At 55.3% G+C, this 17,868-nt stretch carries 16 protein-coding genes; 8 read left to right on the top strand and 8 right to left on the bottom strand.

What is annotated here, in order from left to right; all coding sequences use genetic code 11:
• Window positions 1–27: 27 nt before the first annotated feature.
• Window positions 28–2,685 carry a UPF0182 family protein gene (locus tag ACTCIA_RS00900; RefSeq protein ID WP_462999917.1) on the bottom strand — a complete coding sequence of 886 codons (2,658 nt, stop codon included), beginning with the start codon at window positions 2,683–2,685 and terminating at the stop codon, window positions 28–30.
• 156 nt (window positions 2,686–2,841) lie between these two features.
• Here ACTCIA_RS00900 and ACTCIA_RS00895 point away from each other — a divergent pair, with 156 nt between their 5' ends.
• On the top strand, window positions 2,842–3,321 hold the full coding sequence (locus ACTCIA_RS00895; protein WP_462999916.1) for a MerR family transcriptional regulator: 480 nt from the start codon (window positions 2,842–2,844) through the stop codon (window positions 3,319–3,321).
• 73 nt (window positions 3,322–3,394) lie between these two features.
• Window positions 3,395–4,609 carry a glycine/sarcosine/betaine reductase selenoprotein B family protein gene (locus ACTCIA_RS00890; protein ID WP_462999937.1) on the top strand — a complete coding sequence of 405 codons (1,215 nt, stop codon included), beginning with the start codon at window positions 3,395–3,397 and terminating at the stop codon, window positions 4,607–4,609.
• 23 nt (window positions 4,610–4,632) lie between these two features.
• Here ACTCIA_RS00890 and queC read toward each other — a convergent pair whose 3' ends face one another.
• The 5 genes from queC to ACTCIA_RS00865 are packed head-to-tail and all read right to left on the bottom strand — an operon-like array spanning window position 4,633 to window position 8,726.
• Window positions 4,633–5,337, bottom strand: coding sequence for a 7-cyano-7-deazaguanine synthase QueC (gene queC, locus ACTCIA_RS00885; RefSeq protein WP_462999915.1), 705 nt, complete (start codon window positions 5,335–5,337; stop codon window positions 4,633–4,635).
• Window positions 5,338–5,355: 18 nt separating this feature from the next.
• The gene (locus ACTCIA_RS00880; RefSeq protein WP_462999914.1) at window positions 5,356–6,030 is read right to left on the bottom strand and encodes a radical SAM protein; all 675 of its coding nucleotides are present in this window, start codon (window positions 6,028–6,030) and stop codon (window positions 5,356–5,358) included.
• Window positions 6,027–7,244, bottom strand: coding sequence for a mannose-6-phosphate isomerase, class I (gene manA / locus ACTCIA_RS00875; protein ID WP_462999913.1), 1,218 nt, complete (start codon window positions 7,242–7,244; stop codon window positions 6,027–6,029). Before manA ends, ACTCIA_RS00880 begins: the two co-directional genes overlap by 4 nt.
• Window positions 7,237–8,445 carry an aminopeptidase gene (locus tag ACTCIA_RS00870; protein WP_462999912.1) on the bottom strand — a complete coding sequence of 403 codons (1,209 nt, stop codon included), beginning with the start codon at window positions 8,443–8,445 and terminating at the stop codon, window positions 7,237–7,239. Before ACTCIA_RS00870 ends, manA begins: the two co-directional genes overlap by 8 nt.
• A gap of 29 nt (window positions 8,446–8,474) precedes the next feature.
• A complete protein-coding gene (locus ACTCIA_RS00865; RefSeq protein WP_181550391.1) occupies window positions 8,475–8,726 on the bottom strand; it encodes a cytoplasmic protein in 252 nt (83 codons plus the stop codon).
• Between the two features lie 112 nt (window positions 8,727–8,838).
• Between ACTCIA_RS00865 and ACTCIA_RS00860 the strand changes: the two genes are divergently transcribed.
• Complete coding sequence (locus ACTCIA_RS00860) at window positions 8,839–9,741, top strand: alpha/beta fold hydrolase (protein WP_462999911.1); 903 nt, start codon at window positions 8,839–8,841, stop codon at window positions 9,739–9,741.
• A gap of 43 nt (window positions 9,742–9,784) precedes the next feature.
• Window positions 9,785–10,465, top strand: a complete 681-nt coding sequence (locus ACTCIA_RS00855; protein ID WP_462999910.1) for a LysM peptidoglycan-binding domain-containing protein — start codon at window positions 9,785–9,787, stop codon at window positions 10,463–10,465.
• Between the two features lie 13 nt (window positions 10,466–10,478).
• Here ACTCIA_RS00855 and ACTCIA_RS00850 read toward each other — a convergent pair whose 3' ends face one another.
• Entirely contained in the window at window positions 10,479–11,204 is a 726-nt protein-coding gene (locus tag ACTCIA_RS00850; RefSeq protein WP_462999909.1) for a metallophosphoesterase family protein, read from the bottom strand.
• Window positions 11,205–11,583: 379 nt separating this feature from the next.
• Between ACTCIA_RS00850 and ACTCIA_RS00845 the strand changes: the two genes are divergently transcribed.
• The gene (locus ACTCIA_RS00845; protein WP_462999908.1) at window positions 11,584–11,877 is read left to right on the top strand and encodes a ComEA family DNA-binding protein; all 294 of its coding nucleotides are present in this window, start codon (window positions 11,584–11,586) and stop codon (window positions 11,875–11,877) included.
• Window positions 11,878–12,003: 126 nt separating this feature from the next.
• Here the strand turns inward: ACTCIA_RS00845 and ACTCIA_RS00840 are convergent, their stop codons facing one another.
• On the bottom strand, window positions 12,004–12,210 hold the full coding sequence (locus ACTCIA_RS00840) for a hypothetical protein (RefSeq protein WP_462999907.1): 207 nt from the start codon (window positions 12,208–12,210) through the stop codon (window positions 12,004–12,006).
• A 219-nt stretch (window positions 12,211–12,429) separates the two neighbouring features.
• Between ACTCIA_RS00840 and ACTCIA_RS00835 the strand changes: the two genes are divergently transcribed.
• From ACTCIA_RS00835 to ACTCIA_RS00825, 3 genes are read left to right on the top strand one after another with little or no spacing between them, the layout of a single operon-like run.
• Complete coding sequence (locus tag ACTCIA_RS00835) at window positions 12,430–13,236, top strand: DUF2760 domain-containing protein (RefSeq protein WP_462999906.1); 807 nt, start codon at window positions 12,430–12,432, stop codon at window positions 13,234–13,236.
• 38 nt (window positions 13,237–13,274) lie between these two features.
• Window positions 13,275–15,077, top strand: coding sequence for an Hsp70 family protein (locus ACTCIA_RS00830; protein WP_462999905.1), 1,803 nt, complete (start codon window positions 13,275–13,277; stop codon window positions 15,075–15,077).
• Window positions 15,078–15,079: 2 nt separating this feature from the next.
• Window positions 15,080–17,860 (top strand): Hsp70 family protein, encoded by a 2,781-nt coding sequence (locus tag ACTCIA_RS00825; RefSeq protein WP_462999904.1) that lies wholly within the window; start codon window positions 15,080–15,082, stop codon window positions 17,858–17,860.
• Window positions 17,861–17,868 lie beyond the last annotated feature (8 nt).

Genomic DNA, 17,868 nt, shown 5'->3' with positions numbered 1-17,868 from the left:
ACCCGGCTTCTGAGCTGTTAAAGGATTTCATTCTGCGGCCGGGCCTGCTTCTTCGGCCCCGCCGGCCGGCTGATCCGGTGCAGAGGACTGGGGGATTTCAGGTTCGGTGGGATGCCCCCCCCTGTGCAGACGGCTCCGGATCTGGTCAAAGGCCTTTTCCAGCGAAACATCCATGGCCACTACGTCGCCCTGGGTGACAAGAAGACGCTGGAGCTGGGGAATTTTTAAGTCCGATGCAGCGCTGAGATAAACCGGCTGGATATAGAAGACCACGTCAGCTATGGGCAAAATAATCATTCTGCCCCGTTTGACCTCTGAGCCCACCTGATCCCACAAGGTAAACTGCTCTGCAATTTCCGTGTTCTGGTCGATCAGGGCGCTGATCTGGGAGGGGCCGTATACCTGCTCGCCCTTGGGGAAGCTGTAGACGTAGAATTTTCCGTATCTGTCCCCGTCGCACCCGGCAATGACCATGGCCCGGAGATTGGGACGGTTTTTGGGCGTCATGGGGGAAATCAGCATGAACTCCGGGCGATCCTCCTCAATCAGGTCCAGGGTCAGGTAATAGGCACGCATTGACTGGGAACCAATCTCGCGGATTTCCTTTGGGTTCTGGTGAGCAAATTCCCAGAGATCTTCTTCCTGGTAAAAGGTCTTGGGATCGGTCTGGTGGTATTTGGTGTAGATATCCATCTGGATTTCAAAAATGTCTTTGGGATACCGGATATGGGCGCGCAGGTTTTCGGGCATTTCTTCCAGGGGTTTGAGCAATCCCGGATACATCCGCTTATAGGCCTGCGCCACGGGGTCATCGTTGTCTGCCATGTAATAGTCAATGGTGCCGTTGTAAGCATCCATGACAATCTTGACGGAATTGCGGATATAATTGTTTTTATCGTCAAAAGGTTCAGAATTGGGATACCGCGCCGAGCGGGTATAGGCGTCCAGAAACCAGAACAAACCGTTCTCGGTGGCCACAAGATAGGGATCATCGTCGAGTTTGAGATACGGGGTCAGGTGGCCGACGGCTTCCCGGATATTGCGGCGGAAAAGGATCTTGCTGTCTTTTCCGGTTTTTGCGGTAAAAAAGATGTTCCGGTCCTTGAAATAGATGGAAAGCAGGAGCTTGCGAAACAGGGAATCGACTTCAATACCGGTGCTGCCGGCGTAATCGGTTCCGGCAAAGGAATCACCTTCCGGATAATCGATTTCACCGGCGTCATTGGGCGCAATCACATACTCAAGGGATTCCTGGCCAAAGTAAATGCCGGGCTCGGAAACCTCAAGACCGAAATCAGAAACCGGCGGAATCCCGCGGATCAGCCATTTCATGAAATGCTCGCCGCTCTGGGCCGCAGGGGTCATGACCAGGCCGTAGCCGTGAGTGTACTGCAGATGACGGTTGATCCAGTTTTTCCCCGAGCCGGGCTGCTTGTCAAGGTTGATTTCCCTGGCCGCCAGATTGACCTGCTGAACCCGGCCGTCGATTTCATACCGATCCACGTCCACGCCAGTGAAATTGTAATAGGGCCGGATGCTTTGGAGCTGTTCATAAACGTCTTCCAGCAGGTACCGGTCCCATACCGGAATATTTTCGATGTTGGTGCGGATGGCTTCAGTGGTCTGCCCCCAGGGTATGCGGTTTACTTCAAGATTGCGGGTTTCCACGTCAGATAAGCCGTATGCCCCCAATGTGGCCTCGATGCTGTTTTCAATGTAGGGCTGCTGGCGGGACAGTTCATTGGGAAGAACCAGATATTTCTCTACCAGATTGGGCAAAAAAGTGGTGTTTCCCAGGGCAAAAACGCCGGCGAACACGACGATCAGGCCGAGAACCGGAAACAGGGCCCGGCGGAAATTCAGGTAGTAAACAATGCCTGCCGCCGCAGCCGCCCAGCAGATAACCGCTGCCCAGATCAGGGGCAGGGTGACATGCATTTCCGTAAACCCGGGTCCGTAAAACAGGGGCATGTGATTGCTGGTAAAAACCAGGCCGTAGCGTTTCAGGAAAAATCCCCATCCAACCAGCACCGCCAGGATCAGCGCCATAATATTTAGATGAATTCTGGCGCCCCTGGCCAGGGGCAGATCGGTTTTTGCCAGCATCCGGCGTTCGATGATATAGAGCAGAAGGGAGGCTGCGGCCACAATGGCCACTGCGATCAACAGCCGCTGTTCCAGCAGCATATGGATGGGATAGGAAAACAGGTAAAAACTCACGTCAATACCAAAGGCCGGATCCGTTGTCCCGGCATTGGGGCTGAACAGGAAAAACAGCAGTTCCTCCCATTTTTCAAACACAGGCAGGGCCACAAATATGGAAAGCACCAGGGAAAGGGGGGTATAGACCTTCATGGATCCGGTGCGAAACATCCGGGCCATGTCGTGGTAGCGCCGGGTGCGGGTTTTGTCCTTTTTTTCTGCTTCGCCAGGCGATGTGCCAAGAAACCGGGAGGCCACCCAGAAGTTGAGAAAAAACACCAGAAAGAAAAACAGGGTCACCCCGCCGAATACCAGGTACCGGTAAGAAACCCGCTGGAAAAAATACCACCCGTAGCCCAGGGAATCAAACCACCAATAGTCCACCAGGAAATCCAGGAAGAGAAAATAAAAGCCGACATAGGCAACAGCAAGAATGACAAGCACTGCCAGCAGACCCAGCAGCCAGGGTTTGGATTTTTGCATCTATGTTCTCCTGCCCTGTTTTTTTTGGGCGAATTGGGTTCAATCGGAGGGGAGCTTTAGTTTGATTCAAATATGACAGTCCTTGACAAGGATGTCAACCAGCCGGAAGAATTTTTGATTTGACAATAACGTAAAAGTATGGTTATTTTATACAGCATGGAAAATAACAAACCTGAAAATCTTTGTCAGATCGGTGAAATTGCCAAAATGGCCGGCACCACCGTGCGTACTGTCCGCTATTACATGGAAGAGGGCTTTATTGAACCGGCCACCCGAAGTGCCGGGGGGTTTTACCTGTTTTTTCCGGACACGGCGGATACGGTGTTTTTTGTTCAAAAGCTCCGGGATGCCGGTTTTGCCTTAAAACAGATCAAGGCCCTTTACGAGGCCCGAAAAAACGGTGCCACGGGCGATGAAGCAAGCAGCCGGGTCCTTGCCCTGCTTGAAGAACAAAAACGCGCCATTGAAAAAAAAATCAGCGATTATCAGAAACTCGAAGGCGAAATCCGCGAAGCAATGGATTTGGTAAGCCGCTGCCAAGGGTGTGAGCGGGCGCCAACCCGGGAAACCTGCCGGAAATGCAGCGTACTGACTTCCAGAGAAAAACTGCCGTTGCCTTGCCAGGCCATCATATAAACACTGTGCAAAACTGGCATAAAAACCGGCATAAAAATATACAATTACGTAATTGTTTAAAAAGGAGGACATGATGGCGCGACTTGAAAATCTGGCTGAACCCATGCGTTCCCATATTGCCGACCTGCCCTGTCCGCAGTTTGATCAAACGCCCTGGGTCAATGTCCCGGAACTGGCAAATCAGCGGATCGCGCTGATTTCCACGGCCGGGCTTCATCGCCGGGGCGACCGCCCCTTTGGGGGCATGGACGGCGACTTTCGGGTGATCGACGGCACCAGCCGCGCAGAGGATCTGGTCATGACCCATATTTCCACCAATTTTGACCGCACCGGTTTTCAGCAGGATTGGAACGTGGTTTTTCCCATTGACCGGCTCCGGCAGCTGGCTGATGAAAACCGTATCGGCAGTGTGGCTGATTTTCATTATTCCTTCATGGGCGCTGCTGATCCTTCGAAAATGGAACCTTCTGCGGAAAATCTGGCCGGCTTGCTCAAAGGCGACAATGTGGATGCCGCTGTTCTGATTCCGGTCTGACCGTTTTGCACGCGCGCCGTGGGCGCGCTGGCCCATTACCTGGAAGCCAAAGGCATTGCCACCACCCAGATCAGCCTGATCCGGGAGCACACGGAAAAAATCCATCCGCCCCGGGCCCTGTGGGTGCCATTTGACCTGGGCCGCCCCCTGGGTGTGCCCGATGATCCGTCATTTCAGAAAAAAGTGCTGATTTCGGCCCTGGAGCTTTTAAATGCCCGATCCGGTCCTGTTCTGGTTGATTTTTCCGAGGAAGCACCGGTTGGAGCAGATGATTCCGATACGGCACAAGAGGCATGGTCCTGTCCAATCAGCTTCTCCGCCCCTGAGCAGGCTGAAACCGATCTGGAAAAACAGGTATCCGCCCTTCGCCGGGAAATGACAGAGCTGATGCCCTGGTACGACAAACGCCGCAAGGAGCAAAGCCGCACGGCTGTGGCCAATTTTGAACCGGATGCAGCCGCAGACCTGCTTTGTGATTATTTGCTGGATCAATCCCCGGAGCCCGGGGATTCGGAAATGCCCCTGGCTGTGGCCATCCGGCTTGCGGTTCAGGACCTGAAAACCTTTTATTACGAGGCAGCCACCCATCAGCCGGGCACGACCCCGCCCACGAGCCGGGAGTTTGCCCGCTGGTTCTGGACACAGACCGCGGCGGGCCATCTGATCCGTTCGGTGAGCGAAAAGTGCAAAACCGAGCCGGACAAATCCCTTCAGATGACCGGAAAAGCGTTTCTGGTACCCATGGGCTGGTAGGGCTTGCCGTCTGCGGCCGGTTTTTATTCCGGGTCTGGTACATACAGCGTTGGGTCCGGGACCCCCGCATCGGCAAATCCTTTTTGCCGCAGCAGGCAGGAATCGCAGCGGCCGCAGGCCAGGCCGCCGGGTGAGGGGTCATAGCAGGAGTGGGTCAGGCTGTAGTCCACACCCAGGGCCATTCCCTTTTGGATGATTTCTGATTTTTTCAGATAAAGCAGGGGGGCATTGATGCGCACGACGGTATTTTCCTGGACAGCCATTTTGGTGGCCAGGTTGGCCATGGCCTCAAAGGCTGCAAGATATTCAGGCCGGCAATCCGGATAACCGGAGTAGTCCACTGCATTCACGCCGATAAAGATGTCGGCGGCCCGCCGGGTTTCGGCCCATGCCAGGGCCACGGAAAGAAAGATGGTGTTGCGCGCGGGCACGTAGGTGACCGGGATATCCGATTCGGCCTGCCCGCCTGAGTCGCCGGGCGGCACCGCCAGATCCGTAGTCAGGGCAGAGCCGCCGATGTCGCGCATGTCCAGGCGCACCACGTGGTGTTCTTTTGCCCCCAAAACCCGGGAAATTCTTTCGGATGCTGCAAGTTCGTGATAATGGCGCTGGCCGTAGTCAAAGCTGAGCGTGTGGCAGCAAAATCCCTGCTGGCGGGCAACGGCAAGGGTTGTGGCCGAATCAAGCCCGCCGCTTAAAAGAACCACTGCCCGGGGCTGGTCTCCCATTTCATACCTCCTGTAATTCTATACCCCGCGTTGTTCATTTGGCCACAGAATTTTGTGCAGCTGCAGGTGCAGCCGCACATCCAGCCGGTCTTCGAGTATCCAGGCCGCTGCGGTGGCCGGCGCAAGCCGGCCGGCGGCCGGGGAGATCAAAACCGGCACCGGCGGCCGGCCGGACCAGTAATACCTGAGGATATGGCGGGCATAATCATAGTCCTTGCGGTCGCAGATCACAAATTTGACCTGATCGTTTCCCTTCAGGCGGTTGAGGTTGTCAAAATCGGTTTTGCGGCTTTCCCCGCTTGCCGGGCATTTGATGTCCATGATCCGCATGCATACATCCGGTACCAGGTCAATGGAATAGGTACCGTTTGTCTCAATCATCACCTCAAAACTTTTTGCAAGCAGGGCTTCGGCCAGGGCCGGGGTGCAGGGCTGCATCAGGGGTTCGCCGCCGGTGATCTCCACCAGCTTTACGCCATAGCTTCCGGCTTTGGAAAGGATTTGCGCGATGTCCATGGGCCGGCCCTGTGTGTAGGCATAACCGGTATCGCAATAGGTGCACCGCAGGTTGCATCCGGTCAGGCGCACAAAAATGCAGGGCCTGCCCATATAAAGGGATTCGCCCTGGATGCTGTAAAAAATTTCATTGACCCGAAGCTCAGGGAGCTGTTTTTGGCCGCAAAGGGGGTTCATTGCGGGACCCCGGCTTTCCATATCTTCCCGCGGCCGGTGATTTCATAGGCCCCTGCGGCCGCCGGCACGATCGCCGACCGCCCCTGGCCAAGATCCAGGCGGGTATCTGTTTTGTTTTTCCGTATTTCCGCCTGACCGTCCAGGCAAAATAAAATGTCAGCGCTGTGCTCTTTGGGCGAACAATACCGGGTATCCGGGTCAACACTGATGACAGAAAGGACAAATTCATCGGCCGGTGCTGCAAATCGCTGCTCTGCAGAATCCATTTTCTCCGGGGCTGCCGGGTTTGGAAAAGAGGGTTCAAATTCCAGCGTGTTTAAAAGCTCAGCCATGTCCACATGCTTGGCCGTAAGCCCGCCGCGCAGCACATTGTCGGAATTGGCCATAATCTCCATGCCTGTGCCGTACAAATAGGCGTGCAGGATTCCCGGGGCCAGAAACACGGCCCGTCCCGGGGGAATTTCCAGAAGATTGAGAAAAACCGGGGCCAGTACACCCGTATCCCCGGGATAGCTCTGGTGAAGCCTGTCAATCCAATAGCCTTCAGGGGTATCGCTGATCCTGGCGTTGGCCAGGGCCTCATGGATGACTTCAGTCCGGTGGATTTGTTCCATGGTCATCAATGCATGGAAAAATGCCCGGATGCCGGATACATCCGGCCGGGTTTCCAGGGCCTGCAGGGGGCGGTCCAGGCTTTTGGGAAAAAACCGCCGGCCAAGGCTGCAGATCATCTCCGGGCTGCGAAATCCGATCAGGGCACCGAAGGGTTCGATGGCGCAGATGAGCTCAGGCTTGGGCCAGGGATCCAGGTAATTGCGATGAGGAGCGTCAATGGGGATTTGCTGTTTATTTTCCCGTTTAAATCCTTCCCCTGCCTGCCGGGCATCCGGATGGGCCTGGATGGAAAGGGGCTGTTTGGCGGCCAGGACCTTAAACAAATAAGGCAGGGTGTTGCTGTATGCCGCTGCCGTGTCCGCGCCCAGAAAGGCCCGTGGGTGCTCCCGGATCAGCTCGTTTAAGGGTGCCTGTTGGTCATTGACATGGACCATGGAGGGGGCTTTGGGATGGGCCCCCATCCAGAGCTCGGCCCAGGGGGTGCGGCCGTCTGGTTCTGCGCCCAGGATTTTCTGGATGGCCGTTGTCGAACCCCAGGCATATTTCTGGATCGGATTTTCCAGCAGCAAGGGGCGGGTGGAAAAATCTGTTTTATCCATTGTGCTGAAACTGCCCGTTTTCATAGATCACTGTTTTTCCCCTGTCTGCAAGATGGGCGGTCACCCGTTTTTTTTCGGTATTGACCAGATCCCAGTGCAGGGCCGAATCATTGAAACCAAGCTCCTTTTTGGCATAAGGGGTCAGGTTGGCGGGGTCTCCGGCATAGGTGTCGGAATAGGCGCTTCCCAAAGCGATGTGGCAGTTGCCGTAAGATCCCCCGTAATTTTCGTCATACAGGGTGTTGGCCATAAACCGGTCAATCTTGGAAAACCGCCGGTCTGTCAGGGAAAACTCCCCGACCTTGTCCGCGCCTGAATCCATTTGAAGCTGATTGCACAAAAAGGCCTCCCCGGTTTCGGCCCGGGCATGGATCACACGGCCCTTGTCAAATTCCAGACGGATGCCTTCCACGCGGTTACCGCTGCGGTAAGTGGGCTGATCCGCCGTATACACCCCCCGGGTGCCGCGCCAGTCCGGGGACAGAAAGATTTCAAAGCTGGGGATATTATGGCCGGAAATCCCGATCCACTGACGCATCTGGCCCGGGGTGATTTCCAGGTCCACTTTTTCGGACTCCACGTGGAGACGCCGTATGGACAGCCGGTTTAACCATTGTTTGATGGATCGGGCCCGGCGAAAGACCGATTCCCAATGGGCCACCGGGTCTTTGCGGTTTAAAAAACAGGCCCTGATTACCTGCCGGGTATAGTCTTCAATGGAAATGCCAGCGTGATGGGCCAGCGCCGGGGTGGGGTACATGGCCAGGGTCCAGCTGAAATCACCGGTTTCCTCCCTTCGGTCAAGAATGTTTCGAAGCGGTTTTCTGGCTTTTGCAAATTTTGCAATGGATCCGGGATCAATATGGGACAAATGGGTAATGGATTCCGGGGCCAGCAGCACAATGCTGCCGTTGAGGTTCTCCAGCAGTTCCTTTTCCCCGGGGGCGATAAATGTCAACTGCCGGTTGTTTGCCATTTCATAAAATTTCTGTTCCATGGGGCAGGTCTGCATCATCCGCTGGATCGGATGCCGGCCGGCTTTGAGCAGTTTTTCGTATAATTTTTCCGCCAGGGGCAGGGCCGCGGGATCATATCGCAGCAAAATAATGTCGCTTTTTTTTCTGCGGCCGTGCCGTGCGGTTTTCAGTCCCCATAACAGGATGTCGGCATAACGCTCAATATGTTGCTTTTTAAAATTCATAATTTTTTTCAGAAAGTTATATTTTTTATTCAATGCTCTTCTTTAAGAAAAAGCCGGTGGTACTCAGAGTCCTTTAAGTGGGTTTTGAGCAGCCGGTTGATGAGATTGTAAACCTCTTCGATCTCCGCATCGCTCATTCTGCCGGCCAGGGTCCGGATCAGCTGATCATCGGAGAACATCTGCAAGTAGCAGATCAGGGTCTGCTCATCGGTGGGCCGGTCCCATCCAAAGGTAAGCAGATCTTCACAGGTTTCCACGAATTGATGGAAGTATTTTTTCATTTGGCTTCCCCTGCAGGTTGATGGTAATCTGGTGCATTCATTTTTTGAAATTTTTATCATATTGGAAAACATCGGCCGGGTCAAGCCGGCTCAAGCCTGTGTGGATGATTGCATGCACCCGGAAGGTTGCTTTTTTACCACCCATGACGGCCTGAAAATCCGTTACGGCATCTGGCGCCCGGAATCGGCTTTGCCACGGGCTTCAGTGGTTTACCTTTCCGGCCGGGCCGAGTTTCTGGAAAAAAACCGGGAAACCATCACAGGGTTGCAGAAGCGGGGTTTTGCCGTATATTCCTTTGACTGGCGGGGCCAGGGGCTTTCTTCCAGGATGCTGGACAACCCGCACAAGGGATTTGTGCGAAGCTTTGCCGACTATGTAAACGACCTCAATGCGTTTGTGACCCGGATTGCAAAGCCTGAACCGGCTTTGCCCAAAATCCTGCTGGCCCATTCCATGGGCGGTAACATCGGCATGCAGTATCTGCGAGAAAATCCCGGATTTTTTGACCGGGCCGTGCTGGTTTCACCCATGTTTGATATCCACACGTTTCCCTTTCCCCGGGGACTGACCCGAAAACTTGTGCAAAGGGCGGTTCGGGCCGGTCGCGCTGAGCAATATATTCCGGGCGCCGGTGATTATTCGTTTAAGCCCGGACGGTTTCGGGGAAATGACCTGACCGGGGATCCGGAACGATTTTTGGACGAAAACCGGGAAGTGCGGAAAAATCCGGATCTGGCCCTTGGCGGCGTGACCTACGGGTGGGCGGCTGCCGCGTTTGACGCCATTGATTGTCTGGCTGCCCCCGGATATGTGGAGGCTGTCAAAACCCCGGTGCTTCTGGCATCCGGGACCCGGGACCGGGTTGTGGACACCCGGTCCCACCAACGGATCTGCAGCCGTCTGCCCTGCTGCCGGGTTGTTAAAATCCAGGGCGCCAGGCATGAAATCCTGAAAGAAACCGATGCCTGCCAGAAGGTGTTCTGGCAGGCTTTTGAGCAATTTACTGGCTGCTGAAACCTTTTGATTATTTAACCTGTCAAATGAAAGGAAAACCACCATGGACTACGGCAATGATCCCCGGTATGAGGAATATGAAGAAGCGCCTGAATCCCTGCTGCATCAACAGCGGCGGCGTTTGCCCGCAGGGCGAAAGCTCCTGCTGATTCTTCTGGCCGGAGGCGGGGCGGCGATTTTTTTGATCCTTCTGATTTCCTTTTTTACCGGCGGGCCGGATCAGCGTCAGGCGCAAACATCCCGGAAAAGTATCAATCTCGGTTCGGCGGAGCAGCTGCCGCAGGCTGACGATTCATCCGGGAATCTGCGCCTGCAGGCAACGCTGGCGGATTTGCAATCCCGGGTTACCGCCAATCACGACCAGCTCATGGGAGGCGTCCAGCAAGTGCATGAGCAGCTCGACCAGCAGGGCCTGATACTTGATTCACTGGTAAGGCAGGTCGAGGCGCTCAGCGACAGAACAGAAAAACTGGAAAAGGAAATCCAGGCCGCTGAGCAGGGAGTCAAAGAGGCGGCGGCAGTAGCCGAACCATCGGAACCGGCACCAAAGTCGGAGCCCGAGCCTGAATCAACCCAAAAGAAGCAATATACGGTCAAAGACAACGATACCCTGTATTCCATTGCCCAACAGCACGATATCGACCTCAAAACCCTGCTGGAAACAAATGACTTGACTGAGGATTCTGTGATTCACCCCGGAGACAAGCTGACTGTATCGCCATAAATTTGAAACAAAATCAAGACAGCCGCCAGGCGTGCTGTTCCGGAAGCCCTGCCGCGTATATTTTGTCAATGGTTTCCGTGACATTGTACTCCACGAACCGAACTTCGAGCTCAAGGGCCTGATCGTCGAAAATCACGTACTTTGCATGATTGGTGCCATCCCTGGGCTGGCCCACGCTGCCCACATTGATGATATACCGGCAGCCGGTGTCAAGCATAATGGTTTCGCGTTTCAATGGACGCCTGGAAACCTCTCGGCCGTCATGAGTGAGGATCATTAGTTCGTGGGTGTGGCCCACAAAGCAGATCGGTTCTTCGGCTTCTGCCATGGCCGCATCCACCTGCTCCGGATCGGCCTCAAACAGATAGGTGGTGGCCGAGTCCGGGGGAAACCCGTGGACGAACCGACAGTTGTGCCCTGTAAGAAAAAAGGGCAGGGCGGCGATGTCGTCCAGGGACTGCCGGGAGAGCATTGTCATGGTTTTTTCCAGGGAAATCCGGGCAATGGGATTGAACCAGTTCAGGTATCCGGGTTGATTCACAGCCAGTTCGTGGTTGCCCTGGATGGATAATATGCCGCGTTCACGCACCATCCGGATGGTCTCATCGGGTTCCGGTCCGTAGCCGATGCTGTCGCCCAGGCAGTAAATGGTTGAAATACCTGCCTTTTCAGTGTCTTTGAGCACTTCCCGGAAAGCTTCGGCATTGCCGTGAATATCTGAAATAACAGCGAGTTTCATTGGTCCGGATACCTGTTGGCCGTTGTGCATGATTGATTTGAAAGCAACATTAGCAATTTTGCCGATGAATTGTAAACGATTATCTGGAAAACAGCTCATTTGGCCGTTTTGACCTGTTTGCTTTCCCATGTCTGTTGAAAACCCTGTCTTTCCGATACCTCAACATTTGCTGCTTGTGTGGAAAAAATATCAAATTTTATTTTATTTAAAATAGTTATCCCTGAAAAAAATTTTTATTAAAAAAATGGTTGACTTCCGGGATAAATTGTCAGAATTTTGACATTGCTTTTTTTTCTCTATTGATTCGCTTCTTTGGCTATTATTTCAGGGTAGGCGGCATCGGTGCAGGAACTGACAATCACAAAAAAGGGGGTATGCAATGATTCTGCACAAACGGTGGATAAAAGCGATTCTGGCTCTGATTTTACTGCTCGGATTTCTGGGTGCATGGCAAACCGCAGGCGCCGGGGAAAAAATCAATATCAATACAGCCGGCCCTGAGCAACTCACACAGCTCAAGGGTATCGGGCCGGCTATTGCGGAGCGGATCGTGGATTATCGTAAGAAAAACGGCTCGTTTACAAGCGCAGATCAATTGTTGGAAGTAAAGGGGATCGGACCCAAAACGCTGGAGGCAATCGCGGATCAGGTGATTGCATCATCTTCCGGATAACGTCCCCAAAAAGCTGATCCGCCATCCGAATAAATTTCATAGGCCGGCTGCACCGTTGCCTGTAAAAAAATCCCGGGAGAATGAATCCCGGGATTTTTTATTTACTGATCAAGGCCTGAATCCCGGCTATGACTCAAGAAAGGGGTGCCGGCCGGTGCAGGAAATCGCCCGGGCCAGCGTGGTCTGGATATTGTCGAGCACCTCGCATTGCTCGGAGCAGTCCGGCAGGTTCTGGCGATGCTGACATTCCCGGCACGGGCTTTTTGCCAGGTGCCCGATATCAAAATCAAATATGTCCCGAATAATAAACATTCCCTGTTGCTTTCCCAACATTCGTTTTTCCTTTTTGTGTCAGAATTTTATATAAAAATAACACCTGCGGGTTTGGGCATCAAGAAAAATTATCACCCGCCGGCAAAAGCCGGAAGCCAGAGCCCTGCCTCTGAAAAGAAGCTTGACACTTTTTGCTCACCTGATTCATTATACGGGTTTATTGTTTGGTCAAATAATGAAACGCAATTTTGGATTTTTTAATCAGGAGAAAAACATCCCATGAACCTGATCCCGTCACTTTCCCGCAGCAGTCTGCTGCGGCTGTTTCTGGTCAACCTGATTTTCGGCTGCCTTATTGGCGCAGGTATTTGGTTTGCATCCCGGGAGGTATTTGCAACCGTAAGCTTTGCCGATATTCTGGAAGTCATCAGCCAAGATCCGGACATGCAGTCGTGGGTCCAAAAAAATACCCGGGGATTTGACTTGATTCAGACCTGGTTTTATCCTGCCCTGGCCGGGCTGATGCTTTTGATGACCCTTATTCAGTGGATGCTGCTCCGGGGCGGATTCAAACGAGTGATTCGCAAATCCGGGATTGACGCTGCATCCCGGAAAACCGCAAAGCCCGCGGCGGCGAAAAAGAAAGAAAAACAGGAAGATGAAAAACCGGCCAGGGAGCCGGCCGGCCGGGAACAAAAGGAAGAAAGCAAACGCTACTACCTCCACCTGATTTCCGTGCTTCAGCGACAAGGCCGTCTGATGGACTTTTTTCACGAGGATTTAAGCGCCTTCCAGGACGCCCAGATTGGTGCGGCCGTGCGCAGCATTCATGAAAATTGTGCCGGTGCCGTAAAAAAAACCATAGCCCCGGCAGCTGTGATCGACAAGCCCGAGGGCCGGGAAATCTCTGTTCCGGCCGGTTTTGATCCGGCAGCCATCAAACTTACCGGCAATGTCACCGGAGAGCCCCCTTTTAACGGCGTGCTCCGGCATCGTGGATGGAAGGCCGGCCGACTGGAACTGCCCGTGCTTTCGGCCAGCGGCGATCCCTTGATTATTGCCCCCGCGGAAGTGGAAATCCAGTAATATCCCTTTGGCATCATCCCAACAGCAGGAGACCGTCAGTGGATCAGCCGGCATACATCATCGGCATTGACCTGGGAACCACAAACAGCGTGGTCGCCTATACCCCGGGGGTCCCGGAAACAGATCAGACACCGGAAGTCCGGGTCCTTGAGATTGCCCAGGTCACGGCCGCCCATACAATTGAAAAGCAGCCCGGTCTGCCGTCTTTTATCTATCTGCCGGGCCACGCAGAAGCCGGCGACGGGGCTTTTGCCCTGCCCTGGGATCCGGACAACCGGGTAGTAATCGGCGAATACGCCAGGATTCGGGCCGCAGAAGCGCCCCAGCGTGTCATTGCCTCATCCAAGTCCTGGCTGTGCAATACTTCCGTGGACCGAAACGCGGCCATTTTGCCCTGGGAGGCGGCAGATGACGTGAAAAAACTATCGCCGGTAGCTGCATCATCGGCCTTGCTGGCCTATCTGCGCCAGGCCTGGAATTACGAAATGGCAGGGGACAATTCTGCCCTGCGCATGGAAAACCAGGAAATTTATCTCACCGTGCCGGCCTCTTTTGACGCCGTGGCCCGGGAACTGACCGTGCAGGCTGCGCAGCAGGCCGGATTACCCCGGGTCACCCTGTTAGAAGAGCCCCAGGCGGCATTTTATTCATGGATCGATGTAAGCGGCGAAAACTGGCGCAAGGCTGTTGAAAAGGATGAACTCGTGCTGATCTGCGATATCGGCGGCGGCACCACGGATTTCAGCCTGATCCGGGTTTCCGAGGAACAGGGGGAACTGGTCCTGGACCGCATTGCAGTGGGCGAGCACCTGCTTGTGGGCGGGGACAACATGGATCTGGCCCTGGCCTATCACGTGGCCGCAAAAATGGCCGAATCCGGCACCCGTCTGGATTCCTGGCAGATGCGCGGGCTGGTGCATGCCTGCCGCAGCGCCAAGGAAGGCGCATTTTCCGGTTCACAGGACCGGGATACATGGCCTGTGACCATACTGGGCCGGGGCAGCAGCCTGATTGGCAACACCCTGAAAATGGATCTGCCCGCAGAGGATATCAGCCGGGTTATTATTGACGGTTTTTTCCCAAAATGCCCTGAAAATGAATTTCCCCGAACACAGCGCCGGACAGGCCTGCGGGAAGCCGGGCTGGTCTATGCAGCAGATCCCGCAGTCACCCGGCACATGGCTGCCTTTTTAACCGGCCGGGATCGGGGTCAACAGGAGACCACGGCCGCACCGGATGCGGTTTTGTTCAACGGCGGGGTCATGAAGTCCCGCCTGCTCCGGGAGCGGGTCAGGGATGTGCTGGACAGCTGGAGCCATTCATCCGGCCGGATCCGGGAGATCAACACAGAAAACTACGATCTTGCGGTGGCCAGGGGGGCTGCCTATTACGGCCAGGCACGCCACGGCCGGGGCATCCGGATCCGGGCTGGCCTCAACAAATCCTATTATATCGGCGTGGCTGCGGCCATGCCGGCGGTGCCGGGCATGCCCCAGCCGGTCAAGGCCCTGTGCGTGGCCCCCTTTGGCATGGAAGAAGGCACTGTTGCGCGCATCACTGAAAAGGAATTCGTTCTGGTGGTGGGCGAACCCGTGGTATTTGAATTTTTTGGTTCAGTCCGGCGCCAGGATGATCCGGCCGGGGCGGTGGTGGAGGACTGGCATGATCAGATCGAGGAGATCACCACCCTGGAGACCACCCTTGACGGGGAACCCGGCACCACCGTGGGTGTGACCCTGGAAGCCGCGGCAACGGAGATCGGCACCCTGGAGCTGTGGTGCGTGTCCGTGGAAGACCAAAGACGATGGAAACTCGAATTTAACGTCCGGCAGCAGGATTGATCGTGGATATTGAGCAAGCCCGCTATATTATCGGAATTGACCTGGGCACAACCAATTCAGCCCTGTCTTTTGTGGATCTTGAAGCCGAAACATCTGAAAACAAAGGTATTCGACTCTTTTCCGTCCCTCAGCTCACGGCAGCCGGAGAAGTCGACCGCATGCCAGTGCTGCCTTCGTTTTGCTATATTACCGGAAAATATGACATTGACGCTGAAGCCGTCCGGCTGCCCTGGAGCCGGGAATCTGAAATTTCCCCATTCGTGGGAACATTCGCCCGGGATCACGGGGCCAGGGTGCCCGGGCGCCTTGTGTCTTCTGCCAAAAGCTGGCTCTGCCACGGCCAGGCAGACCGCCGTGCCCGGATTCTTCCCTGGGGCGCGGGCGGGGATGTGGCCCGGATTTCTCCTGTGGAGGCCACGGCCCGGTACCTGGAGCATCTGAAATGCGCCTGGAATCACAGCGTTTCAGACGAGTCCCTGTACCTGGAAAACCAGTTTCTGATCATCACCGTGCCGGCCTCATTTGATGAGGTGGCCCGGGATTTGACCCTGGAGGCGGCCAAAGCCGCCGGCCTCGTGGACGTAATTTTGCTCGAAGAGCCCCTTGCGGCATTTTATTCCTGGCTGATTTTGCATGAAAACAACTGGCGGGAGCATATCCGCCCGGGTGAGCTGGTGCTGGTCTGCGACGTGGGCGGGGGGACCACGGATCTGACATTGATCACCCTTCAGGAAACCGGGGGTACGCCCAGATTTGAGCGCATTGCCGTGGGCGAACATCTGATTCTGGGCGGAGACAACATCGACCTGGCCCTGGCCCGGCACGCGGAACAACAGTTCGGTTCAGGCGCCGATCTCACCGGTGACCGTTGGAAGACCCTGTGCCACCTGTGCCGCCGGGCCAAGGAAAATATCCTGAATCAGGGCACGGACCGGGAAACCATTACCATGATGGGGCAGGGCAGCAGTCTGATCGGCGGCACCCGGACTGCGGAAATCACAAGGGAAAGCCTGGAGCAAATCGTTCTGGAAGGCTTCTTTCCCCTGGTGGAAAAGGCCGCCCCAAAAACCGAAACCCGGCGTAAGGCGATTTCCGAATTCGGACTGCCCTATGCATCTGATCCGGCCATCACCCGTCACATTGGACTGTTTCTGGAACAGCACAAAGAGGATGTCGCCCGCTTCACAGACAAAAGCGATCCGTTTCCGGACCTGATCCTGTATAACGGCGGCAGCCTGAAGGCTGAAGTAATCCGGAACCGGATCGGATCTGCCATATGCCGGTGGTTTGGCAGAAATGACGACCAGCGTCCCCGGGTGCTTGAAAACCGGGATCTGGACGTGGCTGTGGCCCTGGGCGCCTCGTATTACGGACTGGTCAAAACCGGAAGAGGGGTCCGGGTGGGCAGCGGCAGCCCCAGGTCCTATTACTTAGGCATTGCCCAGGCAGACCGGCAGCAGGACAGGGCGGCCCAGGCCATATGCGTTGTGGAGCGGGGCCTGGATGAGGGGTCACGGGTAACGCTTGCGGATCAGGAATTCGAGGTTTTGACCAATCAGCCTGTGAGCTTTGAGCTGTTTAGCTCCAGCTTCCGTTCCGGGGACCGGGCCGGGGATATCGTGGATGTGGATGAGAGCTTAACCCGTCTTCCACCCATACAGACGGTGATACAGTTCGGCCACAAGGGTGTGCAGACCGCAATTCCCGTACAGATTGAAGCCGAATACACAGAAACCGGCATCCTTGAACTGTGGTGCGGTTCGGTTTCCACCGGTCACAAATGGCAGCTCCGGTTCCAGCTGCGGCAGATGCCGGCCCAGGAGATGGTGGCCGAAACCGAGGTGTTTGACAGCGCACAGGTGCAGGAGGTGATCCGGATCATTGATGAGGCGTTTTCCGCGCAGGACAGCCGCGCGCTTTCCGGGCTGGTCAAAAGCGTTTCTGAGTTTATCGGGCGTTCCAGGGACAACTGGCCCCTTTCTTTGATCCGCCAGATGGCCGATGCCCTGATCGAACGCATGGATGCGCGGAAAAAAACACCTGAACACGAGGTGCGCTGGCTGAATCTGCTGGGGTTCTGCCTCCGGCCGGGCTTTGGTGACGGCCTGGACGACCAGCGCATTGCCCGGCTCTGGAAAATCTACAAGCAGGGCGTAATATTTAAAAAAAATCAGCAGGCTGTGGCCGAATGGTGGATTTTGTGGCGCCGGGTGGCCGGCGGTCTCAATTCCGGGCGCCAACGGCAGTTCGCCCAGGACCTCAGGCCCGTGATCATGCCCAGAAAAGGGGGCAAGACAAAGATGCCCCCCCAGCAGAAACTGGAGATGTGGATGGCCGTGGCGGGCATGGAACGGCTGGGGGCAAAGGAAAAAGCCGAATGGGGCCAGGCCCTGGCCGAAGAGATTTTACCGAAAAAAGCAAAACCTCAGCAATTCTGGGCATTATCCCGGTTCGGGGCCCGGCAGCTGCTTTACGGACCCGTGGACCGTGTGGTTTCCCCGGACAAAGCGGCTCCATGGGTTGAATTTCTGCTTGAAAACCAGTGGAAACATCCCGGGGCCGTGGGAAACGCCCTGGTGCAGATGACCCGCAAAACCGGCGACCGGTCCCGGGATATGGACGAAAGCCTTTTGGATCGGGTGATCCGGTGGCTGGACGACCATGGGATGCAAAAGCAAAGCCGGGTGCTGAAAACCGCGGCCCCCCTTGAAGAATCCGAGCAAACCGCAATGTTTGGCGAATCCCTGCCCGCAGGCCTGATTTTAAAAATCTATCAGGCTTGAGAAAATCT

The sequence above is a fragment of the Desulfosalsimonas sp. genome, from assembly GCF_055149105.1.
The sequence above is the reverse complement of the archived record's forward strand: the minus strand, read 5'-3'. Positions and strand labels throughout refer to the sequence as shown.